Annotated in this window: 26 protein-coding genes; 5 read left to right on the forward strand and 21 right to left on the reverse strand. The window is 51.2% G+C overall.

Features of this window, described 5'->3' with window-relative positions; translation table 11 throughout:
• Window positions 1-13: 13 nt before the first annotated feature.
• From AB4Z29_RS01160 to AB4Z29_RS01250, 19 genes are all read right to left on the reverse strand, one after another.
• On the reverse strand, window positions 14-415 hold the full coding sequence (locus tag AB4Z29_RS01160; RefSeq protein WP_441941334.1) for a GPW/gp25 family protein: 402 nt from the start codon (window positions 413-415) through the stop codon (window positions 14-16).
• A 21-nt stretch (window positions 416-436) separates the two neighbouring features.
• Window positions 437-1,165: a phage baseplate assembly protein V gene (locus AB4Z29_RS01165; RefSeq protein ID WP_441941335.1), complete on the reverse strand. Its 729-nt coding sequence runs from the start codon at window positions 1,163-1,165 to the stop codon at window positions 437-439.
• A complete protein-coding gene (locus tag AB4Z29_RS01170; RefSeq protein ID WP_441941336.1) occupies window positions 1,162-2,244 on the reverse strand; it encodes a phage late control D family protein in 1,083 nt (360 codons plus the stop codon). The genes AB4Z29_RS01165 and AB4Z29_RS01170 overlap by 4 nt, the downstream gene beginning before the upstream one ends.
• Window positions 2,245-2,250: 6 nt before the next feature.
• Window positions 2,251-2,877 carry a CIS tube protein gene (locus AB4Z29_RS01175; protein ID WP_441941337.1) on the reverse strand — a complete coding sequence of 209 codons (627 nt, stop codon included), beginning with the start codon at window positions 2,875-2,877 and terminating at the stop codon, window positions 2,251-2,253.
• A 27-nt stretch (window positions 2,878-2,904) separates the two neighbouring features.
• The gene (locus tag AB4Z29_RS01180; protein ID WP_441941338.1) at window positions 2,905-6,870 is read right to left on the reverse strand and encodes a hypothetical protein; all 3,966 of its coding nucleotides are present in this window, start codon (window positions 6,868-6,870) and stop codon (window positions 2,905-2,907) included.
• Between the two features lie 228 nt (window positions 6,871-7,098).
• Complete coding sequence (locus tag AB4Z29_RS01185) at window positions 7,099-7,560, reverse strand: phage tail protein (RefSeq protein ID WP_246431886.1); 462 nt, start codon at window positions 7,558-7,560, stop codon at window positions 7,099-7,101.
• Between the two features lie 9 nt (window positions 7,561-7,569).
• Window positions 7,570-7,749, reverse strand: a complete 180-nt coding sequence (locus AB4Z29_RS01190) for a DUF6760 family protein (RefSeq protein ID WP_312891019.1) — start codon at window positions 7,747-7,749, stop codon at window positions 7,570-7,572.
• A gap of 17 nt (window positions 7,750-7,766) precedes the next feature.
• On the reverse strand, window positions 7,767-8,147 hold the full coding sequence (locus AB4Z29_RS01195) for a phage tail assembly protein (protein ID WP_183567291.1): 381 nt from the start codon (window positions 8,145-8,147) through the stop codon (window positions 7,767-7,769).
• A gap of 129 nt (window positions 8,148-8,276) precedes the next feature.
• Window positions 8,277-8,711 carry a phage tail protein gene (locus AB4Z29_RS01200; RefSeq protein ID WP_138752594.1) on the reverse strand — a complete coding sequence of 145 codons (435 nt, stop codon included), beginning with the start codon at window positions 8,709-8,711 and terminating at the stop codon, window positions 8,277-8,279.
• A gap of 38 nt (window positions 8,712-8,749) precedes the next feature.
• Window positions 8,750-10,462 carry a phage tail sheath family protein gene (locus AB4Z29_RS01205; RefSeq protein WP_441941339.1) on the reverse strand — a complete coding sequence of 571 codons (1,713 nt, stop codon included), beginning with the start codon at window positions 10,460-10,462 and terminating at the stop codon, window positions 8,750-8,752.
• 92 nt (window positions 10,463-10,554) lie between these two features.
• The gene (locus AB4Z29_RS01210; protein ID WP_441941340.1) at window positions 10,555-11,358 is read right to left on the reverse strand and encodes a hypothetical protein; all 804 of its coding nucleotides are present in this window, start codon (window positions 11,356-11,358) and stop codon (window positions 10,555-10,557) included.
• A gap of 1 nt (window position 11,359) precedes the next feature.
• Window positions 11,360-11,938 (reverse strand): DUF4255 domain-containing protein, encoded by a 579-nt coding sequence (locus tag AB4Z29_RS01215; protein WP_441941341.1) that lies wholly within the window; start codon window positions 11,936-11,938, stop codon window positions 11,360-11,362.
• Window positions 11,939-12,115: 177 nt separating this feature from the next.
• On the reverse strand, window positions 12,116-14,320 hold the full coding sequence (locus tag AB4Z29_RS01220) for an AAA family ATPase (protein ID WP_441941342.1): 2,205 nt from the start codon (window positions 14,318-14,320) through the stop codon (window positions 12,116-12,118).
• Window positions 14,321-14,352: 32 nt separating this feature from the next.
• Window positions 14,353-15,588, reverse strand: coding sequence for a PP2C family protein-serine/threonine phosphatase (locus AB4Z29_RS01225; protein WP_441941343.1), 1,236 nt, complete (start codon window positions 15,586-15,588; stop codon window positions 14,353-14,355).
• A gap of 37 nt (window positions 15,589-15,625) precedes the next feature.
• Entirely contained in the window at window positions 15,626-15,970 is a 345-nt protein-coding gene (locus tag AB4Z29_RS01230; RefSeq protein WP_441941344.1) for an STAS domain-containing protein, read from the reverse strand.
• Between the two features lie 18 nt (window positions 15,971-15,988).
• Window positions 15,989-16,450 (reverse strand): ATP-binding protein, encoded by a 462-nt coding sequence (locus AB4Z29_RS01235; protein ID WP_441941345.1) that lies wholly within the window; start codon window positions 16,448-16,450, stop codon window positions 15,989-15,991.
• Between the two features lie 119 nt (window positions 16,451-16,569).
• Entirely contained in the window at window positions 16,570-17,268 is a 699-nt protein-coding gene (locus AB4Z29_RS01240) for a response regulator (RefSeq protein ID WP_441941346.1), read from the reverse strand.
• Window positions 17,265-18,122, reverse strand: coding sequence for a sensor histidine kinase (locus AB4Z29_RS01245; RefSeq protein ID WP_441941347.1), 858 nt, complete (start codon window positions 18,120-18,122; stop codon window positions 17,265-17,267). Before AB4Z29_RS01245 ends, AB4Z29_RS01240 begins: the two co-directional genes overlap by 4 nt.
• Window positions 18,123-18,138: 16 nt before the next feature.
• Window positions 18,139-19,548, reverse strand: a complete 1,410-nt coding sequence (locus AB4Z29_RS01250) for a copper resistance D family protein (protein WP_441941348.1) — start codon at window positions 19,546-19,548, stop codon at window positions 18,139-18,141.
• Window positions 19,549-19,721: 173 nt separating this feature from the next.
• Between AB4Z29_RS01250 and AB4Z29_RS01255 the strand changes: the two genes are divergently transcribed.
• Complete coding sequence (locus tag AB4Z29_RS01255) at window positions 19,722-19,874, forward strand: hypothetical protein (protein WP_183567327.1); 153 nt, start codon at window positions 19,722-19,724, stop codon at window positions 19,872-19,874.
• Window positions 19,875-19,944: 70 nt separating this feature from the next.
• Here the strand turns inward: AB4Z29_RS01255 and AB4Z29_RS01260 are convergent, their stop codons facing one another.
• Window positions 19,945-20,355: a gamma-glutamylcyclotransferase family protein gene (locus AB4Z29_RS01260; protein WP_441941349.1), complete on the reverse strand. Its 411-nt coding sequence runs from the start codon at window positions 20,353-20,355 to the stop codon at window positions 19,945-19,947.
• Between the two features lie 66 nt (window positions 20,356-20,421).
• On the opposite strand from AB4Z29_RS01260, the gene AB4Z29_RS01265 reads away from it, so the two are divergent.
• The 3 genes from AB4Z29_RS01265 (at window position 20,422) to AB4Z29_RS01275 (ending at window position 24,374) form a co-directional block, all read left to right on the forward strand.
• Window positions 20,422-21,306, forward strand: coding sequence for an AraC family transcriptional regulator (locus AB4Z29_RS01265; RefSeq protein WP_441941350.1), 885 nt, complete (start codon window positions 20,422-20,424; stop codon window positions 21,304-21,306).
• A 109-nt stretch (window positions 21,307-21,415) separates the two neighbouring features.
• Window positions 21,416-22,705, forward strand: a complete 1,290-nt coding sequence (locus AB4Z29_RS01270) for a glycoside hydrolase family 27 protein (RefSeq protein ID WP_441941351.1) — start codon at window positions 21,416-21,418, stop codon at window positions 22,703-22,705.
• Between the two features lie 289 nt (window positions 22,706-22,994).
• Window positions 22,995-24,374 carry a Glu/Leu/Phe/Val family dehydrogenase gene (locus tag AB4Z29_RS01275; RefSeq protein ID WP_441941352.1) on the forward strand — a complete coding sequence of 460 codons (1,380 nt, stop codon included), beginning with the start codon at window positions 22,995-22,997 and terminating at the stop codon, window positions 24,372-24,374.
• Between the two features lie 56 nt (window positions 24,375-24,430).
• Here the strand turns inward: AB4Z29_RS01275 and AB4Z29_RS01280 are convergent, their stop codons facing one another.
• A complete protein-coding gene (locus AB4Z29_RS01280; RefSeq protein WP_441941353.1) occupies window positions 24,431-25,744 on the reverse strand; it encodes a VWA domain-containing protein in 1,314 nt (437 codons plus the stop codon).
• A gap of 152 nt (window positions 25,745-25,896) precedes the next feature.
• Here AB4Z29_RS01280 and AB4Z29_RS01285 point away from each other — a divergent pair, with 152 nt between their 5' ends.
• Window positions 25,897-26,199, forward strand: a complete 303-nt coding sequence (locus AB4Z29_RS01285; RefSeq protein WP_441941354.1) for a hypothetical protein — start codon at window positions 25,897-25,899, stop codon at window positions 26,197-26,199.
• Window positions 26,200-26,248: the final 49 nt, after the last annotated feature.

Here is a 26,248-nt window from a genome sequence, read left to right on the forward strand (position 1 = left end):
TTGTTCGCTCCCGTTATTTCGTCCCTTCCTCCAAATAGAAAGGAAAGACCTGATTAAATAGATTGTTTGTTGAACGTACGGCATAGGAAACATTCATTAGCACGCGTCCGTTGTTTTCACGGTCCGGCTTTACTTCCACCTCGACGTCCTTTACACGCGGCTCCCAGATCCGGATCGCTTCCTGCACATCGCTCGCGATTAGGCGCAGGGAGGTTTCGTCCGTCGTACCAAAAACAAAATCCCTTAGCCCGCAGCCAAAGTCTGGCCGCATCAAACGCTCGCCCTTAGACGTTCGTAGAATTATTCGAATCGACTCTTCAATGTCCTCTTCGCCTTCCGCCATCCGAATGCGGCCGGTCGTTGCGTCAACCTGAACCGGGAATTTCCATCCTTTTCCCAAAAATGATGCCGACACCAGCTGCAGCCCCCTTCGCTGTTAATTGATTTTGACCATAGCGCCCTTAAGGGTTAGCATACCGGTGGCCTTAACCTCGAGCATGCCATTCGATTGAAGCGTCAGCGACGCATCGGCCTCCACCTTTACCTGCGTGCCCTTCACGGTAACCGATTTCGTCCCCGTAACCTTAATATCGCCCTGAGCATTCATCTCGATCGTCGATGTCGTCCCGCACTTGATCGTAATCTTCTTGCCGGTTTCATCCAGCTTTATCGACTGCTGTTTATCCTGCGTTTCCACCGTTACCGTCTTCTCTTTATCGGCGAAGGTAATGTTATGCCCCTTTGAAGTCTTTATCGTTACCGTGCCGGCACTGCTCGTATCGTCGAACGTAATTTCATGGCCGGTCTTCGTCTTGATTTTGCGGACATCGTTTTTTTCGTTCGGCTCTGGCGGCTTCTGCTTCTTGCTCCACAATGAACCAATGACAACAGGCTGATCGAGGCGTCCCATTAAGAATGCTACCAGCACCTCGTCGTTCACTTCCGGCAAAAAGAGCGATCCCATATCGTTGCCGCCCATTAAGGTTGCGACGCGGATCCATTCCGTCTGCAGCTCACCCTCTCGCAGCGGAAATTTCACTTTTACGCGGCCGAGCTTGTCAGGGTCCTTGTTGTCGGTAACGATCGCATTCCAGACGCCGGACAGCTGCTCGGATTGCATGGAACGCTGATGCTGGTCAAAAAAACCAGGATACATGGTGCTCATATCGCATTCCCCTCCGTCTCAAAATAAATCATATAGCCGCTCGTCGCGTCGAGCCGGTGCGTTACCTTCGTTAATCGCAGCTGCTGATCCAGCTTCTCGCTGCCAAGCCCTTCGATCTTGATCAGCTCGCCTGGCTTCATCTCAGGAAACCCAATTGAGGTGCCGTGCCCGATGACAAGTTCCCTCGATATTCGATCCAGCATCGCCTTAGCAAGCGACTGCGCTTCATCCATTGATGCAGCTTGCGTATATACAACTTCCATTTTTTGAGAAGACAGCATGCTCGCAACGCTAGGCCCGCTCTTTGCGTTCGACCCGATAACCGTTACCGAGCTTGCAACCGACTCGATGGCCTGCATCTTGTCTACGTCATAGCCGCGCACTTTGACCTGCGAGGTTTGGCTGGAAGCATCAACAGTAAGCGTGAACTGAACGAGATTCTTCCCATATTTAAGCGTTATGAGCGGCGAACCGGACGTTTTAGGCTTTTTGAAATAAAGCTTGGATGCCACCACGTAAAATTGCCGGTCATTATCCATCGCTAGGGAACGAATGAAATGATAGTCGCTGACACCAATCTGCTCGATCGTCTTTTTGGTAACCGTCGTATCGTCCAAGTCCACGGAAAGTCCATAATTGCCGGCAATTTGTCTGACGACATCGGTATCCTTCATTTGGTTCCACACCTTGGAATGCGCAGATTTCATCATGAGGAAGGATCTGTCCATTGCCGTTACGGTTACCGTTGGACTTCCGTTGGACGGGAAATCAACCGAATAACCCGTAATAATCCCATCAAAAACGAGTGATTTCTTATCCGCATAGCCCAGCTTGATCTGCAGCTTCTTGCCTACCGTAATCGTCGATCCGACCCACTGCATGCGGGACTCGCTCCAAATGTAGCCGTTAGATATCGCAAATCGTGCAATGTCCGCCTGCGCGTCCGTCGTCTGCTCAACATCGACCCATTCAACCGCCATATTGGAGAGCTTCGTTAATTGTCCTTCAATTAAAATATCTACTTCCGGCGCATTGAAATCACCGTATTTGGATTCCAGGCTTTCAAAGGTAAGGGCCACTCTCCATCACTCCAATCTCGGAATCGTCAAGCTTCTTCCGGATAGCAGCATGCGTGGATTGTCAATGCCGTTCGCTTCGGCGATATGCCGCCATGCCCCTGGATCTTCATATTCCTCTGCAGCAATCGACCACAGCTGATCACCCTGCTTGACCGTTTTTTGTTTCGTTCGATCAGCGGACTGACGGGGAATTTCCTGATATTGCTCCTTCATCGTCTGCGAGCTGAGCATGGAAACCGTCAATGATGCGCGGACGGGTACGCCCGTTTCCAGAAACATGGTATACTTTTGCGTAATGCTCGTTATTACCCCTTTGAAATCCAGCGAACCCCAGATGAACTTGCATGTCGGCGGTGTATGCAGATCCGAATCAACATCGAGAATGCCTACGATTTTGGAGGTATGGGTACGTACGTCAATACCAGCTTCATAGGTATCGAAAAACAAATTCAGCGTTAGCGTCGTACGCTCTCCGCTCGTGAATTGGGAGAGCGGGGTTTGCAGGCCGGCTATTTCCTGCTCCGAATATTGATTGCCCGACTCCATTTCATACTCGGTCGGGTTGAATAGAACGTCTACCTTATCGGTTGCTTTTGAACGAAAAATCCAAAACTGCGCTTTGCTTAAAGTCATTGGCCATTCCCTCCTTACCCGGCTCCTCTAGTAGCCTCGTCTTCGCTGCTCCAGCTTCATCTTGCGCTCTAATGCTTGATAAACTTGATCCGCTATCGCTTCCGGGCGAAGATGCGGTATTTTCATAATCATTTTTTGCAGCTTATCAGGATCCATCTCGCGCGGTGCCTCTACCTTAACCTGGCGCGGCGGCTCCTGCGGAACAGTCTGCATGGGCTTATGGTGAGCAAGCGTTGGCATAGCGCCCCTATCCATGGAAGCCGGCGGTGCCGCGCTTGCTTCCAGCCTTCCGAATCCATTGCGATTGCTGCCTTTTGCAGCATAGCTAAGCGATGCTTGCTCAATAACTGCAGCACTTGGCAACACTCCGTTCTTTTGCGAGTCGTCGCCCGCTTGTACAAGCGTCGTCAATCCACGCAGCGCTGATCGGCTGCTTGCTTGCGCAGCGGCTGCACTTTGGGAACGCTTTTGAAGAGTATGCAGCAGCTGGCTTCCCGTTCTCATGCCTTTGCTTGCAAAAACAGCAGGCTGCGCTTGCCGATGCGCGCGATTCGCTGCCGGTTTCACTGCACTGGATAGCTGTGGGCTGACTGGCCGCGTTTCTTCACCATTGCGTTCCGCATCATCAGCTTCGATAAACCGCTTTCTCTGTACGCTCAGCGCTGGGTAAACGCGCATGACATCGGATGCCTTCACTGCAGCCACAGCGGAAGCTTTCGCCGCATTATGCTGAATGTTAGCCTGCGCTGATCTAGTCGAAGCAGTCGCAGAAAGCCTAGAAGCGCCTGCATGGTGACGATGCTGCTGCGACCGGCTCTGCAGGGCGGCTTGTCCGCGATCGAACCGCTGTACCAGCCTACTCGCTGACAGTCTGCTTAAATCAGCTGTGGTCGTGCGCGGCACAACGGCCGCTCTTGTCAATGTACCTCGCGGTGTAGGCGGCAGGTTAGCTTCTGGATCATCAGACTGCTGGGAATAATCTATTCCTCGAGCCGTCTTGACGATGAGCTGTTCTTTATGTCTTGCCTCCTGCTGAGCGTTCACAGCCTGTGAACGCTGCGACGGCTGAGCAGAAGTTTCGCTTTGTAGCGCTGATGTCTGATCGCTTGGCTTCGCCTGGATGGGATTCGCTTGCAGGCTTCGCGCAACCAGCTTGCTTTCGGCTTGTATAAGTTCGGCTTCCTGACGCTGCCGCTTTCTCGTTGCTTTTAATCCTGTGGTTGCAAATTCATTTGTCGAAGCAGTATTGTTCGCCATTTGGGAATGTTCAACTGCTGGGCGACTAGATCTTATGCCCTTCGTTATCAATCCGCTATCACTAGATTTTGAATTTCGAGTATTCTCCTGCTGCTTATGCAATAGTCTTAGCGGTCTGCGTAAAAGCTTCGCTCTCCCGTTCATTGACCTTGCAAGCAATTGGCCGCGTGCTGTATTCGGCATGTTCATGCCCGCTGCCTTCACGGATTCACTTTGCAATTGCGCAGCTGTATGTGTTAGTTGTAATACTTGTTGCGCTTGTACAGATTGCGCCGTTTGTGTTGCTTGTAACGTTTTTAATGCTTGTGATTGTTCAGATGCTTGTTGTGCTTGTTGTGCTTGTTGTGCTTGTTGTGCTTGTTGTGCTTGTTGTGCTTGTTGTGCTTGTTGTGCTTGTTGTGTATTTGACGCTTGCTGTGCTTGTATATCTTTCAGTGAAGATCCAGCGGCATATGTACGATCGCTGCTGTGTCCATCCGGATTAATTGGCGCATCAGCAATTGATGGGTTTCTATGAATCATTGCTTTGCGGCTTCGTGACGCGACTGGCTCATTCTGCTGCTTCCATGTATCCAACACTGTTTGCTGACCGTTTCTCTTCCCGATTCGATTCACATCATTCGTTACAGCCTGTTGTTGCGCTTGTAATAAAGGCTGTTCAACCGTTAAATGGGATTTCCGCTCTCCAAATCGCCGCAAAATCAATGACATCGGTTTCGACGAAATGTTTTTTTTACCGCGTCCCACTGTTTTATACAGTGCGGTTTCAGAGTTTTGCGGTAGTCTATGCGTGAGACTCTGGCTCTGTTTATCCAATATAACGGGCTTAATTGAAGATGATTCCGTTGATGCATTGTTCTGTACTAAGCCTTTCGCGGTCCTAGCTGGAACGATGCTTTTCTCAGAGGCCTTTTCTCTATTTGCTTGTGATAGGGCCGATGAGTCCATACTTGCCTTGTTCTGCTCGTTAGGCCTAGCTCTATGTGAATGATCGCCAGCATCGGAATGCTCCGATTGCGTGCGCTGTGTTCGATGGATGAAGCGCTTTGCAGCTATCGCAAAGCTGCTTGTGTCATTTTGCTGCTTGGACTGTAAAGTCAATGACTGCGGCTTGCGCTGCAGCGTTAACATTTGAAGTCTTACGCGGTCATAATCAGCTATCGAGCCTGATATCATCCACTTGTTGGAATGGCGAGTTAGCTTTGTTTCAAATGGCTTGCTAGCTGTACGTACTAGAGTTGCATTTGTACGAGAAGCTTTGACCTCATCAGAAGCCTCATGCTCATCGTACTTGTTGTCAGCAGAATCTGACTTCTGCTCTTTCATTTGCTTGGGATTGGTACGATGTTCCAGCGTATTCCGCCTATTCTCGCTTGCAAGCTTGCTCTTGCTGCCATCCTCCTGCCTAAGCCCCTCGGCCCGCTTCGCTGCCTCGCGCTGCTCCAACCCCGCAGTCGCCGCGCCACGCTCCGTCTCCTGCCTCAGCCCCTCGGCCCGCTTCGCTGCCTCGCGCTGCTCCAACCCCGCAGTCGCCGCGCCACGCTCCGTCTCCTGCCTCAGCCCCTCGGCCCGCTTTGCTGCCTCGCGCTGCTCCAAACCCGCAGTCGCCGCGCCACGCTCCGTCTCCTGCCTCAGCCCCTCGGCCCGCTTCGCCGCCTCGCGCTGCTCCAAACCCGCAGTCGCCGCGCCACGCTCCGTCTCCTGCCTCAGCCCCTCGGCTGACTGCTCCTGCCGAGACCATGCCCGCCTTGCATTCGTTAGCTGCATCGGCTTGAAACCCGATGCTGCGCCAGAACGAGGCGCAGACGATAGAAGCTGCACTTTTTCTTCAGCCAAGGGCTTTCGAAGCTCCCTTAGCCCGCGAATCGATTGAATTCGAATACCCGGCTGAAGCCTTGCTTCAAGCCATTTATAATAATCCGCAAGCTGCGCAGCTTTCAGCGCCTTAACAGGCCTGCCGTTCAATTGCGGTACTGGTCCATTTGACAATTCAGAGTTAAGCTTTACGGTATGATTTAAATGTTGCTTATGCTCTTCCGAATGACCTTTTTCGGTACGAGCGTTCTCTTTCTGATGCTTTTCACTATGTTCAAGCCGTTTTTCCAGCTGCTTCCTCGTATTTTGCTCGATATGTCCGATATTTTTGTTCTTGTCTGATTCAGACTTTCCAACTTGCTGCTTAAAGCTGCTGGTGTTCTTTTCCGTTTGCTTTCGGTTCTGCTCCAGTGCTATGTCGGCTTGCTGCTGCATGCTGCGCACCGTTTTTTCAAGCTCCTTTGTGCTGCTTTGAGCTTTTGTTTCCATTTGCTTGGCAATCTGCTTGCTTCGCTTCACCTCAATTGCGGCTTCTGCTTCAGCAGGCTGCGTCATTGCCATTTCCCTTACCGTTCTTTGCTCTCTAATGACATGCGTTACGTCACGGAACACAATTTTCTCGCGTTCAATCGTCACGCGCTCACGCTCAATGATTCGTTCAACTTTGCGTTCTGCACTTGGCAGCATTGGTTTCTTGGTCAGTTGCTTAGGCGCTTCCAGCTTAGGAGCAACAACCTGGATATGCAAGGTTTGCTGCGTAATGCTCGGCTGGCTTTTGAGTACATGCGACATGGCTGCACGCTCAAAACGATTGCGTCCAGCGGTTGTTTTATATTTATTCAAGATGCCCCCGGCAAACGGCTGAACCGACGTTGATTGCGTTGTTGCAGTTTTGCTCGTTCGGTCCGCTATATGTTTCATCCGCAGCATCCTCCTATTTGCATTCAAATGATCTCTATTTAGCTACAACACTTTCACTCTTTCACTCTTTCACTCTTTCACTCTTTCACTCTTTCACTCTTTCACTCTTTCACTCTATAAGCTCTATCAGCTCTATCAGCTCTATCAGCTCTATCAAATCTTTAGCTCTATCAACTCATTAGATCTTTCAATTCTTTCAGCTCTTTCAACACTCTTAGAGCTTCACGCTTATGCCTGAAAATCTCCGTACAAACCGCTATGAATGATTTCAATCGTTTCAACGGCTACGTCGCTCGTGCTCGCATTGAGCTGCGGCCCCGTCCACTTCACCGGATACGCGTCAAAAAAACTCCACCGTCCAAATTCTGTACCATCTGCAGACTGAAGCACAATCGCGCCGGTCTTGCGCTCAATCGTTCCCTCAATCGTGCTTTCATACCAACTCCAAAGCGCCGGGGACTTGGTCATGCCTTTGCTCAATACAAGATTAGGAAAGCGAACGCCTTTTGGCAGCTTATGGACATAACCGTTAACTCCGCCTTCGCGGTACTCTTCAATTTCCGTTTCTGCTTCCAGACCGGATACTTGAGAGAAACCCGCCACAAAAATATCGTCCAGCTCTATCCAAAACATAAACGTTGTCGCTACATCGTGAAAGCGACCCTTCTCTTGCCCCTTCATGACTGCCATAGCGCAGCGTCACCTCTTTCCGAATACGTCGAAAATGTTTTTCTTGCTGCTGTCTGTGTCATCATTCATCTTGCGGTTGATTCTCGAAATTTCGTCGCACCAGCGACGGCGCTCCGCATGCTCCATATTCATAATGTCATCATGCGACCAATGGAAATAATAAGCGACGAAGCCGACCTCCTCGTACAGCCGGTCAACCGGGTACCCTAGGAGAGAGCTTCCGTTAAGGACAAAAAATCGACAGCCACCTCGAACTCATGATCGCATTTCGGACAAACGGTAAGCACTTTAGGGGCTTCCAAGTCGTTAATTTGGCGATATAAGTTTTGCAAATAGGCTAGGTCTGCTGTAAATAGCTTCTCAATCAGCTTCGTATCAATATGTCTGACATCACCGAGCTTTGTTACTACCCTTGCCATCAGAATGACTGTCAAATAGCTGGGGTTGGACTGGACACGCGGGTCCTTCATCGGCAAAATCTCATCGGCAGCTGTAGCAAGCCGCATGATGCCTCTGCGATGCAAATTCCCTTGATCATCTACATAGCCGCGCGGTAATTCAAATTCATATTCCGTTTGAAATGCCATTGCTGTTTCACTCCAATCATTTCCTATGGCTGCTGCTTTCAAAAAAGCGGAAAACAAGAGAGGAGCAAGCGATTACTCACCAGCTGCCATCCCTTGTTCACCATAATGCAAGCTCTAATTACGTTGTACTTACGCTGAGCGCTCCAAGCCCTCATGCGCGAATTCAATAAGCTCAAGCGCAACTTCATTGCCGGTACCGTTGAAGGTAGGCGCAGTGTATTTAACTGGCCATGCTTCAATAACCTGCCATGTTGCTACGTCTTCGCCTTCTTCGTCAAGCGCGATGATCGTAATCGTCTTACGCTCGATCGTGCCTTGTGCACATTCTTGAATCCATTCGTACAGCTCCATGGATTCTGTTGTGCCCCATTTCAATGTAATATTGCCGTATTTAATCAAGCCTGGAAGCTTGCGGGGTGTAATCACTTCATTACCCTCGCGGTATTCGACAACATCAAAGGTCGCCTCGAATCCAGAAACCTCGCTAAAACCTGCTTGCTCTAAACCTTCTACTTCTACGCGGAATCTAAAATTCCGATATGGATCAATACGATCTCCTGGCATGTGGATCCCCTTCCGTTATTCGATATGGAAGCAAATGATTATTCAGAGCCTGTCTTCTGAGTGATGCGGAACACGACAAATTCAGCTGGTTTCACCGGCGCTACACCGATAACGCATATTAGGCGACCGTTATCAATGTCATCCTGTGTCATCGTGGAACGGCCGATTTCAACGTAAAACGCTTCTGAAGGGTTCGTACCCGACAAAGCGCCGTCACGCCATACTCTAGTCAAGAAGGCTTCGATTGTACGCTGCACGCGCGCCCATAGCTGTTCGGTATTCGGCTCGAATACGACCCAGCTTGAACCGTTTTTGATGGAGCCTTCAATGAAAATGAACAAACGACGAACGTTGATATATTTCCAAAGCGTGTTGGATGAGCATGTGCGTGCTCCCCATACGCGAATGCCTTGACCCGTGAACGCGCGAATTAAGTTAACGCCTGCAGGGTTCAAAATGTCTTGCTCGCCATTGTTGTATTGCACGTCTAGACCAACTACGCCGCGTAGCGTTTCGTTAGCTGGCGCCTTCTGTACGCCGCGCGTCGTGTCCGAGCGGGAGTAAACCCCTGCAATTGTACCGGACGGCGGAACAAAAATGTTGCGTTTGTCGAGCGGATCAAACACTTGCAGCCATGGGTTGTACAGCGCGCAATAGCTGGAATCGAACAAATCGCGATGAGCGAGTACGTCCTGTACTTTCGTTGCCTCGCGAGGCAGATCGAGAATCGCAAAGCGGCTTCCCAAAATTTCGCAATGTGCAACAAGGGACAGCTGTACGTTCGGATCCGTTACGCCTGGAATCGCCATAATGCTTACTACATCATTATCAATAAACGATTGAATGCCCGTTCTTTTGCCAGGACCGAAATCCTCGCCGATAAAGTCAGCAGCCGATAGGCTTGCCGCAGTACCGTCGCTTCCGCCTGACAATAGAATTTCGAATACAGCTGCGTCTGCGCCAGCTATTTCCTCAAGCGGAGCTACATTCGCATCCGAAGCTTTAAGCACTTGCACCGTAGCGATATTCGAACGGGAGATCAGTTTCTCTACGTAGTTCGGCGCTTCTGGATTAAGAGAAGCTTTCTCGTAGGTTTCCGATTCCGTGCCGTAGAGCACGTTCACCGTAAATTCAGAGGTACTCAATACCTTTGTCGGAACGAGTGCCGTATCCACAACGTCGCCTTTCAGCTCTTCCGCAAGCTCGATCACTTGATCATGCACGGATACGATGCGGTTGTATTGCTTTTCCGTACCGTTTGCAAATACGACAACGTCGCCTGCATAGAAGCCGGCTGCGTTCTTCACGCGATAGCGATTGCCTTCGCTTGCTTCGAAGATCGGTGTTTTTGCTTTGCTTGCAGGTACGATAACAACGCGGATCTGATTTCCCCATGCACCTGGATTTTTAGCGGCAATAGAGAGAACGGAATCCTTTTGCGTTTCATTCGAAGCCGTTTTGGCATCCGAAGGCGCTACCCGTGTTATGAAGCAGCGGGAACCTCCGTTTGTGAAAAACTGGTTAACGGCGTAAGCAAGGAAACGATACGAGCCGAACGCATTCTCAGATAAATAAGAACCGTATACACGCCCGAAATCAGCTGGACTTGTAATAAGCTGCGGCAATCCTTCGACTGGTCCGCGAGCAGCAAGACCGATAAAGCCGGCTGTGCTTGTGCTGACACCCTCCAGCGGTTTGGCGCCGCTTTCGAATTCCTCCACATAGACGCCTGGCGATAAATACTCAGCCATGTGTGATCTCCTCTCTGAATCTATTTATGTATTAGGTAACGGCAGGCCATATTCTCCTTCGTCAACCCCAAGACCAATTGGAATGCGGCAGATTACTTTTTATTCTGTTTAAGAATCAAGGTCTGCGCAGTTATAACTTCCCCGGCTCGTGCTGTCAGCTCGGCCGTAGTGCTGCTTTTTCCGTACGAAGCAACTGCTTTGACGACGAAAGAACGCGGCAGCGTACCCCGAAACGGAAGAATGACAATTCCGTTATGAGCGCTTTGCGTCTGCACAGCCGGCAGCAGCGACGCACCTCTGCGATAGCTTTTCTGCAGCGGCTTTTCGAAGCGCAGCCCGCCGCCCGGCAATACCTCGGCTACTTGTACAAGCTCCTCATTGCCCTGCCCTCTTATCAGCAAGCATTCTCCGGCTACTGTCTGTCCCTGCAGCAATCCAATGATCGCAACGTCTACTCCTGCAGCCAACGTATCTTGAGCAATTCTGCCTCTGGCAGCTTGATCTTCGCTCGCGTATGCCCATACGTCTGCACCGGCGCAAGGAGCGCCAGAATCATCGCAAAGCGGAAAGGCGACCGCAGTCGATGCTGACGGATAAGCGTAGACCGGGCTTGGAAGCAAAGGAACAGTAACGACCGGATTTAATTTATTCAAACCTGCTGTTTCAATTAATCGTTTGTAGGGTATAAAGTTAGGTGAGGTAACCGTAAGCAAGTAGCTGCCCGGCGGAAGATCAAGAAACAGGTAAGTCCCGTCAGGCTTTCGGACCGGTTTCTTATGGACGCCTTCAAGGGACACGCTCAGCGCCGAAGGTGCTGGCTGGCGTCTTGTCCAGATATCGATAGGCGCCACAACGAGCGAACAATGAGTAATGCTGATGGAACGCAGCTGTGACAAATTAGCCACCGCCCTTTTCTTCAAGCACAATATGTCGCTCGACTACACGGGAAACAGACTTGACTCGGTTCGAGTCGAGCATGACTGGTCCTACGCGGTAGACGACAGAAAGCTTGTACGGCATATCGCCGAACTGCCACAATTTCATCAATTCGTCACCCTCTAAGCTCATCAGAGCAAGCCTTATTGGGCTACCGCCTTCGGCAAGCGCCCCCTCTAGATAGGGTCCGCTAAGCACGCCATTATCGTACAGCACCTGCATCGCTCGTCCCAATATCCGATGCTCGTCCAAAGATCTTGTCAACCGATCTGCATTGGAATGCGCTGTCATGATGAAATAAAAATCCAGCGCCTGAGGTGGGTATTGCAGCACCCCTCCGCGGTCTATCATGCCGGTACGTCGCGATTCTCCGTTCTCTTTAACATTGTAAAGGAAGAGGGACAGCGCTAGGTCCCCTGCATCACGGGGCGAAGCCATACCGATCAGGTCGGGGCGAGGCACAGGGTCGGGCGTTAGATGATCGCGTAGCAAGCGCAGCAGACTGGCTCCCAAATCCGCAATGACCGTATATCCTCCCATTTGCCTATCACTCCCAAAAATACGTAATGATAAATCTATTTGTATACGAATTCTATTATAGCTTCTCTACTACCAATTGACTACGCAAAATTACTCATTTTTTGTCAATTTTACACGGAATACATAACAATCTATCATAAAAACTCACACGCAATGGCAATTGGGAAATTTCTCCTGTCAATTGTATGGCTCAAAAGACTCTTTAACGACAATTTTACCCATCTTATGAAGCTCTTGGCGGGTGGCCCGAACCATATGGCGCATGCCGATCGAAGCTTGCTCTGCCGCTGCCATAAAGGCGGCCGACAAGACGATATTTTTAATATGCCCGCCAGAGGCGTCTACGCGTGCTGCTAGGAAAGGCAAGTCCAAATCCGAGTCAAGCGGTGCTTCTTTGGGCAGCAAGGAACGGAAAATCTGCTCACGCTGCGCAGCGTCCGGGAAAGGAAATTTCACGATAACCTGCATTCGCCGGAGGAAGGCCTCATCCATATTCTGCAGCAAATTTGTCGCTAGAATAGAAACGCCGTCAAAGGTTTCGATTCGCTGAAGCAAATATGCAGCCTCCATATTCGCAAAGCGGTCGTTCGAATCCTTCACTTCCGTCCGTTTGCCGAACAGCGAATCTCCTTCATCAAAAAATAAAATAGCGCCGCTGTTCTCCGCTTCGGCAAACAGCTCCCTCAAATTCTTCTCTGTTTCTCCAATGTATTTGCTCACGACGCGAGAGAGATCGATACGATAGAGTTCAAGCCCCAATTCACCCGCAACCACTTCCGCCGCCATCGTTTTGCCTGTTCCGGGAGGACCCGCAAAGAGCATGCTCAGTCCGCGTCCATAGGGAAGCTTCTGCCCGAAGCCCCACCGATTAAAGACCGTTTCGTTATATTTATGCCTGCTGCAAGCATCCCGGAGCAATTCTAACGGCTCTTCAGGAAGAATAAGACTATCCCAAAGACGAACGACCTTCTGCTTTACCGCAAGCTCTGACAGCTTATGCTGGACTTGGCTTCTCGACGCGGATGCGTAATCGTCAAGCGTCGGATATTCATGCTTGCTTCGCGCTGCAAGGCGCTCCGCCTGCATGCTCATCCCCATAATCTGTCCCGCTGTGAATGCATATTTATCCGCAATGCGCTTTAACTGCTCTTGATCTACGCCTTCCCTGCTGCAGCGCTGCCATAATCGCAGTCGCACTTCAGCGCTAGGAACAGCCAGCTCTTGATTGATTACTGCGCCGCCGCGCGGTATTGGAAGCTGCGATGGACGCCGTTCCAATCGCGTCAGCCATAAGAGAACCGGACGCCTTGAAACCTCGCCATACGCAAACAGCGCGGATCTGATCCGCTCCTGCAAGGGCGGCCAGCCCTCGGAAGCTGCAAGCTCGCTCTCCCCTTCATCGAAGCAGAGCATCGCATCCGACAGCAGCGCTTCTCTTACAATGTTTCGCAACTGCTCGCCTAAGGCATCGCCGTCCCGCGCAAGCTTATCCAGCTGTACGACGAGCAGCGGCTGTTCCATTGCATGGGCAAGATGCCTGGCATGCAGCTTTTTCCCGACACCCGAAGGGCCGCTGAGCTGAATAAACGGCAAGCTCCTGATTCCGCCTCGCTCATAGGACGTTTCCTCATCCTCGCGCTTGCGCTCCAACTCCACAGCAAGTCTGAGGCTTGCCTGCACCTCTTCGTCGAATGCAAGCTCAGGCGCCGGCTCCTTAAAGTCAAATCTGGCGCAGACGTCAGCGATTCGCGCATCGAGACGCTCTGTCTCCAGAAGAAACGAAATGATACGCGCATCCATGCGAAGCGGCTGCTTGAGCGTGCTGCGCTCGGCAGCCGCCTTATCCGTACGCAGCACAAATCTGCTTAGCGTCGAGTATCCGGCAAGCAGCGATCGCAGGAAATAGCTGTCCTGCTCCCCGTCCCCAAGCAGCCTTAGCGCCAGCTCTGCAGTTGGAACACGCAGCGTGACGTCGTCATTCAAGTAGCCGAACCAGCTCTCGTAACGCGTGTCGAGCTCCGCTGCAAGGCATAGCAGCACGCAGCGCTTCTCCCAGCTGCCTAGGCGCAGCCGCCATGACAAATAAGCGAACGGGAGAATTTTCCCTTCGCCTATACTGTCATTTACATGTTGCAGCATTGCCTGCTCCTCTTCGATTCTGTAGCTTCTGAACGAAGCAAGCGTGTCCTCTTCGTCAAGCCATTCGCTTTCTTGCAGCGATCGCTCAATATCCGCAGGGCTGACCATAAGCCCACGCATGGACATCGGTGTTTGCCCATCCATTTCCTTGCTTTCGAAATCAGCAAGAAGAATACGCATTCCCCGCTCCAGCACGGCAAGCTCATCGCGCAAATATGCTAACCCTGTCTCATATAATCGCATAATCCTACTCCCTTATCGGAAGGCATCCTCGCTTATCGGCGCATGAGGCATAATACCGCAATGTCGTCTGATTGAGGCGCGCCGTCCGCGAACATGAATACGTCCATCAGCAGCGCATCAATAATCTCTGCGCTGGAATAGCCGGATGTTTGTGACAAAAACTGCTGCAGCCGATTCGTAGAATATTGCTCCTGGAGCGCATTCTCGGCTTCTGTAATCCCATCTGTATAAAGCACGAAACGATCTCCACGGTCCAGCGCTATCGTCTGATCGCGATAAGTGAATTCGGGGAACGAGCCCAGCGGGATTCCTTTGGGCAGCTTGATCGGAATGACCGTTCCGTCCTCTTTCACGATATAGGGCGTACAATGTCCCCCATCGCTAAGTACGACCTCGCCGGTTATTATGTTGAGCACGCCGCACACGATTGTCGCGAACAGCTGGGCGTTGTCCGTGCATAGCTCATCATTCACCTTCTCGAGCAGCTCGCCCGGTGTAAGATTAGAATTCATCTTCCCCTTGATAAGCGACAAAGTCATAGCCATGAATAGTGCCGCCGGTATGCCTTTGTCAGATACATCACCAAGCGTGAAGAACAGATGGTTCTCGTCGATTTTGAAAAAATTGTAGAAATCGCCCCCAACTTCCTTCGCCGACTTCAAGAGCGCGCATACATCAAACGGCTCATTCGCCGAAGGCATCGTCGTCGGCAGAAAGCTTAGTTGGATGCTTCCCGCAATCTGCAGCTCGTTCTCCAAACGATCCTTAAGCGCTGTCGCATATTGCAGCTCGCCGACCGATACCTCAAGCGCTTCGTAAAGTCTGGCGTTATCGAGCGCCAGCGCCAGCGGGCCGGCAAACTTCGTCAGCGTTTCCAGATCAGCCTCCCGAAACGGCGTACCGCCACTCTTCGTCGTCGCCTCCAGCACGCCAACCTTTCGTCCTCTCGCGATCATAGGCACGATTACTTTATCGTCTTTAAAGCTCACGCTGCTATCAAGCAGAGCCGTCTCCGATGTCTCCGAGCCTTGGATATCCTCATCGCATGCGAGAGCGACAGCCGCCTCGTCAGCGAATATGAGCTGCTTGGCTGCCTCGTTGACGGTCCCCAGCAGCTCTGGCTTATGCAAGGAAGAATGAACCTTTGTGCTCAAATCAAACAGCAATTCCGCACGTCTCAGCTTCGAGACAAGCTGACGGTTGCGAATGAATAAATATGACGCGGCGCCGAGGCCAGCAGCACCGATAATTAAATAGAGTACAGACAATATTGGTACCGCCTTTCCCCATACAGCTCAGAAATCATTATGCGCCCGCTCCTATTTTCTCCAGCGCCTCTTCACGCGTTGCTGCCATTTCCAATATCGTCGTAAAGCCTGACATTTCGAAAACGTCGTATACCTGTTCGCCAAGGCAAGCGCATACCATCCGCCCCTTGGATGCTCTGAGCTTCTTCGCCGCTACGAGAATAACGCGCAGCCCTGCGCTGCTTATGTACTGCAGATTGGTAAAATCAAATATGAATAGCTGTTTTCCGTCGGCAAACAGCTTAAGGAACGCCTGCTCCGCAACAGTAGCATTGTTGCCATCCAGCCTGCCCTCAAGTGGAATAATCGTGACCCCGTTCAGCTCAGTTGCTTCTATATTCATGTTTTTATATCCTCCCGCTTACGCTTGATCGTCATTTTGATGGGTGTAGCCAAATTGCTTGCGCATACGGAAGCGGTTTAAGCCTCCCGCATACTCATAATGGATATCATCCATTAACCGTTTCACGAAAAAAATGCCGAGTCCTCCGATAGGCCTATCTTCCAGCTCCAGCAATGTCGAAGCATCCGCCGTTTGCAAAGGATTAAAAGGCACTCCGCCGTCTTCTATTTTAACTTCCACGCTGCTAGGGGACGCTTGAATCAGGACATCGATATGGTGCTCTCCCCCTGACGGAAAGCCATAATTGACAATATTGACAACAAGCTCCTCGCATGCCAGCGACAAATCGAGAACTGCGCGTGCCGTCCAGCCAACCTCAGCACCGATCTCTTCCAAACCTTCATTCAAGCGTTGAAGCTCATCCATTCGATTATATAGCTTAATCTCGCGATCGATGGGAAATTGCCAATCGTTCGACATGCACTACCTCCCAATTGAATCTGACCTATCCGCTCATTAGCCTACTCGCATACGACTTTAGTAGTTCTACGAAACTTGTCTGAATCCTGCAATCTCTGTCGAATTGTTTGCAACACGCTTTATTCGACGATTCCCTGCTCGAAAGCGTATCTGGTCAGCTGTACCCGGTTGTCCAAATGAAGCTTCTGCAAAATATTTTTGAGATGGTTTTTGACGGTATGCTCCGACAGACCCAGCTCGCCGGCAATTTCACGATTGGACGCGCCCGTTGCAACACGCTCGAGCACTTCCTTTTCCCGGTCCGTCAGCGGTGTTGTCATCACGTCAGCATCCTTATCGAGAGTCTGTGCCCTGCCAGCAGCCTTTCTAGCTTGCTTCGGCTTGCCAGAGGAAAATTCCTGAAGCAAGCGGAATGCAAGCTCCTTCGACATAGGCGCCTCATCAAGGGAAATCGCCCGTAAATACTCAAGCCAAGCGGATGGTGCCAGATTTTTAAGCAAATAGCCCTGCGCGCCGCGCTTGATCGCCTCGAACAAATGCGTAATATCATCGGATACCGTAACCATTACTATCTTTAAGGCTGGTTTTGCTTGTTTTAACCTTTGCGTAGCTTCCAAACCGCCCATTCCCGGCATATTAATGTCCATCAAGACCAAATCCGGCTGCAGATTCGCAAGCGCGGCAATGGCTTCCTCCCCGCTCGACGCCTCTCCAATAACAGAGAAGGAGTCATCGCTCGTAACGATATCCCGCATCCCTTCTCGCCCATGGGGATGGTCATCTACCAGAAAAACACGCACGCGTCCCGTCACGCTCATTTTTTATTGCTCCCTCCGCTGATCAGTATGGTCGTCCCGTGCGGATCCGTCTTCTGTACGGACAGGCTCCAGCCCAGGGCATCCGCTCGCTCCTGCATCATTTTGACGCCGTACTTTCCTTTCTCGTAAAGCTTCTCCGCCGGCGCTCCGACGCCATCATCCGCTATGCTGCAGCAAAACACAGCCGGCTGAGCATCCCATTCCTGACCGCTCCCGCAGCGAATGACGATTTGCTCCGCCTTTGCATGCTTCTGTACGTTCATAAGCGCTTCTCGCATAATGGCAAGCAATTCGACCTTCTGCTTATGCGAAAGCACCCCCTCCTGCAGATGCCACTCTACTTTGGTGCGAATGCCGCAGGACTGCTCCATTTCCGCTGTTAAGTGGTGGATGCTCTGCATCCACGACAAATCCGCAGGAATCGGCAATTCCTGCAAATTGGCAATCGACTGCCGCACGTCATCATAAACATGTCTGACCGTTTTCCTCATTTGTTCCGTTGTCTGCTGCATGTCGTCCACCGTTTTGGCACGCTCCAGCTTGTCCAGCTTAACAGAAAGCATGAATAGCGATTGCGATATGCCGTCATGCAGTTCTCTTGCCAGCTGCTCGCGTTCTTCGAAAGCAGCCTTGACGACCCTCTCCCGCTGCAGCGATTCTTGCATGCTCTCAAGCTTCGCAAACAAAGCGCGCAGCAAGGTCAGCGTAATGACGAATACAAATACGGGAGCAAGAACGTTCCCCAAATCCATCGATATAAACGGCAGGAGCAGAGCATGCCGCAAATACTCCCATAAACCGATCGCTACGGTCGGTATCCACAGAATCAACCACTTCAGCCATTTATACGACATTCCTCTGCCCCTCTCCTTAGTCATTCCGCCATGCAATGATCTTCTTCGTTACGGCATCCGATTGATCCAATACGAGCAACTCGGCTTCCCAAGCGCCGCGATACGGAAGATCTACTTTGTGTGCAACATAATCGGTTTCGGTAAACCCTGGGAAAGCAAAAAAGTCCTCGCCGCTGTCGCTCTGGAGAATAGCCTCTACCGCTTTCTCCTTAGGGTGGTCAACAGAACGGAGCAATAGCCTGACTGAGACGGGAGACCCTAACTGCTCTGGCAGCCACACTTTAAGCGAAATACGGTTCGGGCCTGGACCATTCGGCGTTATGGCTAATGTATAGTGGAAGCTTTCCCCCATTTCGTGATGGGAGAAGGGCTCCGTCTCCGGCATTGGGCTTACGTAGGTGAAAATGCTCGCCACGATCAGCACCAAAGCCATCATCAGCCCGTCCAGCTTGAGCAGCTTGCCGCTCGGCAGCTTCTGGCTTTTGATCCTCCTGCGCAGCAGGAAGCCACAGCATGCGATAACGAGCACGAAGCCTGCTTTCGCAAGGAGCATGATCCCCCAGCTCGTATAGATCAAATAACGCCACGAAGGCAGCAATTGAATCGTCATGCCGATTCCGCTAACGCTTAGCAGCAGGATGGACAACCATGCCGCGCGCATGAACCGCTCAGCGAATCTCCCAGCTTCCTTCCGGTCTGCCCGCCAGAACAACAACAGCAGGATTAAGCCCCCTGCCCACAGTGCAGAACAAGCTACGTGTATGAAGTCGAGTACGACAGCAATCGAATTGCTAGGCAATGCCAGCACATGCCCATTGAAGCTTTCCGCCGCTGCAAGCAGCAAAGCCCATATTGCCCGCAGCGAATCTGGCAGACGCAGCATTACAAAACCGAGCAGAGACAGCACCACTAACGCTAGCCAGGATTGCCCCGTGGCCGTGTCGGTAAGAATCCGCAGCCACTCTTTGGGATCAGTGCCGTCATATCCGCTCATTAGCTGGCTGACATGAACGAATACAAATAACAGGACCGCAACCAGCAGCGCCCTCATGGCAGCAATGCTCCATTTGTTCAGCAGCTTTCGCTGCGCGTCATTCTGATCTGCTGGAATGGCGATGGACCACAGCATCAAGCCTGCTGCCAGCATAAATGCAAAGTAATAAAATAATCTAACCGCATAAAAGAATGCCTGCTGTACAGTGACGCCTTTATCGGTATGCTCTTCGGTTGAATGGTTGTGGCCAACCTGTTCATGCGAGTCGAATGATGTGTCTTCTATCGTCAGTGGAGCCCCTGCCATCGCCGTTGAAGGTAGCAGCCATAACGTACCGACTATGCAAAGCACCAATATAAGCATGCTGATTGACCTATATTTCGTCCTTCTTTCGAGCGCTGCTCGATGCATATAAACCTCATTAGTACCCAATTGATGTCACTTCCCTTTATGTCATTCTGCTTTAGTGTACTAGACCGCTGTCAACAGAACAATTATAGTCCGAAAAGCATTCGCTGCATACCTCCGTCCTAAGCCCGTTTGCATAACGGATGGGAATTAGGCTCATTCTACAATTAAACAAACCTTTACGAGGATGTGAACGCATGATGGACAGAGACTACCGCCTAGCCGAGCTTGGCAGCCACAGCGATGCGCTGGATGCCATTCGCAAGCTGGAGCAGCAATTGACAGACGCATATGGCACCGATGTAGCCTTAATTGCCTATGCCGCCGACCATGAGGAAGAGACGAAGTAGAACGCATCCGCAAAACAGCATCAAGGCATGTTCACGGCGCCGCAAGGCACGGCCCGGAACATGCCTTTTTTCATTCGCGAGACCGCTGTTTATAGGCTTGATAATCTGGCCAATAATCGAGCCCGACGACTGGATATCCTCTGGTTGAATCCCATACATAAGACCAGCCGGCAGTGGTTGCATCCTTGGCATCGGACAGCCATACACGCTCATAGTCGTTCTGCTCCTCGATCCCATAAAACTCCTCCAGCCTGTCCATCGCGGCAACGCCTGCTCTATCGACGGCAATCCATTGCCCGCGTATAATACTATTGCGCTTGATTGCAATTTCGTCGCGAACGGCTGCCGGATATGCGCCGCAATCAACAAGCCTTGCCGCAATCCAGCCCTCTTTGCATGCCAGCAAATGCGGTAAGATAATATGATGATTGCTTTGTCCCGGCAATAACGACCCATATACAAAAACAAAAAATGAACTCATTATGCTGCACCTTTTCTACCTATCGTATGTTTTAATCAATTTTGCTCTCACGGAGGTATATCTGATATGGAATTACAGCAGCCTTATGGCGTATACGGCTATCGCTTTCAGGATCCGCCCCATCTGCCGATCTATCAGCTGTTTGCCACAGGACATCAGGAGATCCGGGAATCCGATTATTATTGGGACGGCATGAAAAGAATTGATGGGCCGCTTTATTTGCTTCAGTATACCGTTTCCGGCTGCGGTCAGTTCAGGTTAGGCAACCAAACGCATGATATTCAACCCGGAATGGCTTTCCTAGCCGAAATTCCAGGCGACCATCATTACGGCTTGCCGAGCGGAAGCGACCAATGGACCTTTTATTTCGTCCTGTTTCGCCAGCAGCACTTAGAATCACTTTGGTCTGAGCTGCTCGACACCGTAGGCATAACTCCGTCGTTCGATCCATCCAGCAACGTCATCCATACGCTCAAATCGCTTTATACGGAAGCTAGAATGAATCGTATTCAAAACAGCTACCAAGCCTCCATGCTGATTTACAAGCTGATGATGGAGCTTCTTCAATCGAGCACCTTGCAGCGGCATGAAAAAGCGAATTGGCCTGAGCCTATTCAACTCGCCGCTGCCTATATGGAGGAGGAATATCATCGATTGCAAAACCTTGACGAGGTCGCTGATGCTGCCGGTCTCTCCAAGTATTATTTTACGCGAATGTTTACGAAGACAACAGGCATCTCACCAATGGATTATGTCACAAAAGTACGAATGGAGAAAGCTGTCAGCCTGCTGCGAAACAGCCCATTATCCGTCGAAGAAATCGCGTTCGCCGTAGGCTATTCGAGCAGCAGCTACTTTAGCAAAGTATTTCGCAGCCGAACAGGGTTCCCGCCTGCTAATTTCCGACTGGCCAAGGAGCTTCCTTCGATCGATCGCTTGCAATTCAATTGAAGAGCAATATTTTACATCTTATCGCAATAAATTATGCTAGTCACCCGCTATCGTTTCGTTTTACCATGATCGTATAGAGCAATATTACGATTAGAGAGGACGAGATTGCATGACAACTTCGGTTAAGCACCATCTATATGCAGAAACGCCGCCAATGGGCTGGAATAGCTGGGATTGCTACGGCGCCAGCGTAAGGGAGGATGAGGTTCGCGGGAATGCCGCCTACATGGCGGAGCATCTGAAAGCTTTTGGCTGGGATTATGTCGTAGTCGATATCCAGTGGTATGAGCCGGGAGCGAACTCCTCCCAATACCGAGCCTTTGTTCCGCTTGAAATGGACGAGTATTCACGCTTGCTGCCTGCCGTTAATCGCTTTCCGTCTGCTGCTGAAGGCCGCGGCTTCAAGCCTCTTGCCGACTACGTCCATTCATTAGGCCTGAAATTCGGCATCCACATCATGAGGGGCATACCCCGCCAAGCTGTCCACGCGGACACGAAGCTGCTTGGCACAGCTATTACAGCACGCCAAATTGCGCACCAGAATTCAATCTGTCCGTGGAATACGGACATGTACGGCGTTGATGCATCCAAGGATGGCGCGCAGCAATATTACAATTCCCTGTTCGACTTATATGCTTCATGGGGTGTTGATTTCGTCAAAGTCGACGACATTGCCGCTTCTAGGTTATATGGCATTCATTTGGAAGAAATCAAACTCATCCATCGAGCCATTGAGCAATCCGGAAGACCGATGGTCCTTAGCCTCTCGCCTGGACCCGCTCCATTGGAGCATGCCGAAGCGCTTGCGGGGCATGCGAATATGTGGCGCATGACGGATGATTATTGGGATCTCTGGCATCTGCTGCACGAGATGTTCGAGCGCTGCGAGAAATGGGCGCCGCATGTTGGCAACGGGGCTTGGCCGGATTGTGACATGCTTCCGCTCGGTCATCTTGGAATCCGTTCGGTCGACGGCGGCGGCAGTGACCGTTGGACTCGGTTCACACGGGATGAGCAGGTAACAATGATGTCGCTCTGGGCGATCTTCCGCTCCCCGCTCATGTTCGGCGGTGAAATGCGCGACAACGATGAATGGACCTTGTCGCTTCTAACGAATGAAGAGGTGCTCGCGCTGCATCGTGACGGGAGAGGAGCAAGGCAGCTATACCGTGAGAATGAACGTATTGCTTGGACAGCCGAGGGTGCAGAAGGCTCGAAATACGTCGCTTTGTTTAATGTCGGCGAGCAGCCTGCCACTGTTGCCGTTACGCTCGGGCAGCTTGGGCTTACTGCTGCTCCGAAAGTGCGCAGCCTATGGTCACGAGAGGATTTGGGCATTCGGGAAGAACTCACCTTCCAACTCCCCCCACACGGCTCGCTGCTGCTCAAATTAACCTAGCAAATCGTACAAGAAGAAACGGCTTCGCCGTTCTCTGCAAGAGGAAGTTATCCGTTTCTAATAGAAATAGAACGGTACTTTATCGCATGAACAAATAAAGCCTTATATTTTAGAAAAGCACGAGCAAAAACCAGCTAACCGCTTCATTACGCGGTTTGCTGGTTTTTAGCGTCCGCAGGCCGCAGCTGTTTTGGCTTAATCGTTCCATTATGTTACAGTTAGAGTTCTGATGCGGCTATGCTCGCATGGACAGCATCTCATTCCTGAACATAAAGGAGGTCGTTTTGTTATGGCAAGCCAGACAGGAGCCATCGTACAGCAATCCTTAAACGCACTATTGGGAGATCCCGCTTTTTTACCGAATTTGCAGGAGCAAGACCGGGAACAAGCCTTTTTATCGCTCGCAGCTATTTTGTCGACACCCAATAAAGTACATAAAGCCTTTTTGCGCATTACCGTTGATAACGGAAATGTCGTTCGCATTCCAGCTTACCGTATTCAGCACAATGATACTCTAGGTCCCTACAAAGGCGGCATCCGGTTCCATGAATCCGTCAGCGAAGATGAAGTTACCAATCTTGCTGCGCTTATGACGCTCAAAAACGCGCTGCATGAGGTTCCTTTCGGAGGCGGGAAAGGCGGGGTTGTTATCAATCCGCGTACCTACTCCGCCAAGGAGCTCTATCTCATCTGCAAAAAGTATGTCCAATATTTCAGCGATGTCCTCGGTCCCGACAAGGATATTCCCGCCCCTGATATGGGTACGGGCGAGCGCGAGATGGACTGGATGATGGCCGAATACAAGAGCATCCATCCCGGTCAACCCTATCTTGGCAGCTTTACAGGAAAAAGCGTCATCAACGGCGGCTCGCTCGGACGCAGAGAAGCTACAGGGAAAGGCGTTTATTTCACGTTTCGCTATATGCTGTACGACTTCCTGAAAGCCCAGAGCAGCTGGCTTGCAGGCAGTACGAATCCATTCGTCCAGACCGCGCTGTCCCTTGCCGACAAACCGTTGTCCATTGCCGTGCAGGGCTTTGGCAACGTAGGCTCGGTTGCGGCGATGGAAGCCTACAAATGCGCAAATCTGCAGAACAAGGTTGTCGCAGTCAGTGACCGGAACGTAACGCTATACAATCCGGACGGCTTATCCATACCGGCCTTGCTTGATTACGCCGTACAGCACCAAGGCGATCTTCCAGCTACGGAAGCCGCCCTGAACGAGCTTGATCTAAAAGCGCAAATTCTCGGCCGCGAGGATGTTCTTTATTTGAATGTGGATGTACTCATTCTTGCTGCGCTTGAAGAACAGGTGCATAAAGATAATGTGAACCAGGTAAAAGCCCGCATCATCGTCGAAGGGGCGAATGCACCTGTTACGGGCGAAGCCGATGAGGCTTTGACCGCGAGAGGCACGATCATTATCCCTGATATTTTGGCAAATGCCGGCGGTGTCATCGTCTCCTATTTCGAATGGCTGCAGGGACGGGAAACGCAGTTTTTCAGCGAGGAGCAGGTATATCAGATGCTCTATGAGAAAATGAAAAAAACATTGAACGGCATTTTGCCGGCATTCTTCGGCGACCCGTTCCCGCTCCGCCAAAACTGCTACAATCACGCCGTTATGAAGCTGTCCACCGTGCTCTATCGCCAAGGCAAACTATATTAACCGATAGAGAAGGGCCATCCGCCTGCAGCCGCAGCTGCTTGCGAATGGCCCTTTTTTTATTGCTGCACGTACCGATTAATAACCTCAACGAGCAAATCGTTCAAGAGCTTAACCTCATATTCCCCTACAGCAGGCTCAAGATGGTCGCCCCCGATGCCGCTGTCGTCGGTGAGGAACAAATATGTCCCGCCCGTCGCCGCCGCCATAAAGCGCATCAAATACTCCGTATCGATGCTTACGCCGCTTGATGCTACAGGTATAATCCGTATGCCTTGCGCCGCGGCATCCTTCGTCAGCTTCTTTATTTCGTCAATGACCTGCTCCTCGTCATGCGGCGGGGCATCAAGCACCAAGAATAGCAGCCTTGTCCTCGCTTCCTCGCTCCACTTGTGCTCATGTACCGCATCGCGCAGCGCCTGATCAACCGCCTCGGGGAAATCGCCGCCCCCCTCTGCTTTCTGCTTGCCGAACTGGCTCGTCACTTCGTTGATATCCGTTGTGAACGGATACGGCTTAACGATGTAATCATCATAACGATCCCGATAAAAGTTAGCGCTGATTCTTATATCTAGCTGATTGGCATGCTCACGCGATACGCGGTTCACGACATCCTTTAGCTCCGCTTCCAAATAATTCAGTTCATCCTCCATCGAGCCCGTCGTATCCACGACAAACATCACATCAACCTGCTTGGATAACGCAGTCCCTTTTCCTATATCGACTTTAATGCTTCCCTGCTGCGGGATATCCAGCTTCTGCGTCGTTTTGGATTCCTGGGCAGACTGTACCTTCACCGTAAACGAGCCGCTATTCGCCGTATCCCTGTCGAACAATGAGGCATAGACGAACGCTCTGCCTTCCGTATTCGTACGTGCCTGCCACACCGATTGGCCGCCGGCGAGAAGGTCCACCCTTGCATCTGCCACTGCCTTTCCGCTTGCCGTAACGATAACTTCAAGCCGGTGGAAATTCCAAAATTGCCAAAGCCTCATGCTGGAGTCGCCCTCCTGGCTGTTAAGCAGGTTGCCGAAGCTCTCCCATGCCGCCAAATCATCCCATTCTCCAGCCGTTAATTGTCCTGCTTGCACCGATTTATCCGGATCGTTATAGCTTCGCTTGCCGCCTTCTTTCTCTCTTGCAGGCTCCTCGCTTAACGAACGGTCCTCATTCTTGGAACTCATGTCCTTCGTCGGTGCTTCTGCGCTGCTGCTCGTGTCTCCTGCGTAATCGTAGTTGCCGGTTGAATCATTGTTGCCGGCGGATGAGCATGCGCTGAGCAAGAGAAGCATCGCAAGCATGAGTATCGCATGCCAGAGATAGCCTCTTTTATTGCGGGTTGATGCCCTGTTGAACGAATGACCCTCTTTCATTCTTTCAGCCCCTTATCTTTGTATTTCCTAATCTGACGAATAATGGATAAGGAAGGTTGCATAATGAGGCTCATAACCTTACAATCGTTAACAGACATGCGCAAGCCCGAGAGGCTGCGGCATCAAGCTTGCATAGCAGGAGGAACAGGATTGTGGAAACCTTTGAATTATTGGCTTTAGAAATAACTTATCAGCAGCAAACCATTCAGCTCTCCTTCACCTCGGCCGAGCTCGTTCGCGTAACGGAATACGGAGACCGCTTGTGGTATGTAGATATTAACGGCGTCGGTGATCGCGAGCTGCTCGCAAGGTTCGGGCGAAGCGAAGATATCGGCATCGCGCTTACCGCTGTCGCAAGCACCGGACAAACCTTCCGCGGACATGGCTATTTCCACCCCAATGAGCCGCATCTAGCGGCCGCCATCCGCGGAGACGGGGAGCTGCTTGAGGACTAATCGTACGACAAAAAAAGCTCCGGGAATCTCATTTGAGAATTTCCCGGAG

The organism is Paenibacillus sp. 2TAB23, assembly GCF_052115165.1.
GTDB lineage: Bacteria > Bacillota > Bacilli > Paenibacillales > Paenibacillaceae > Pristimantibacillus.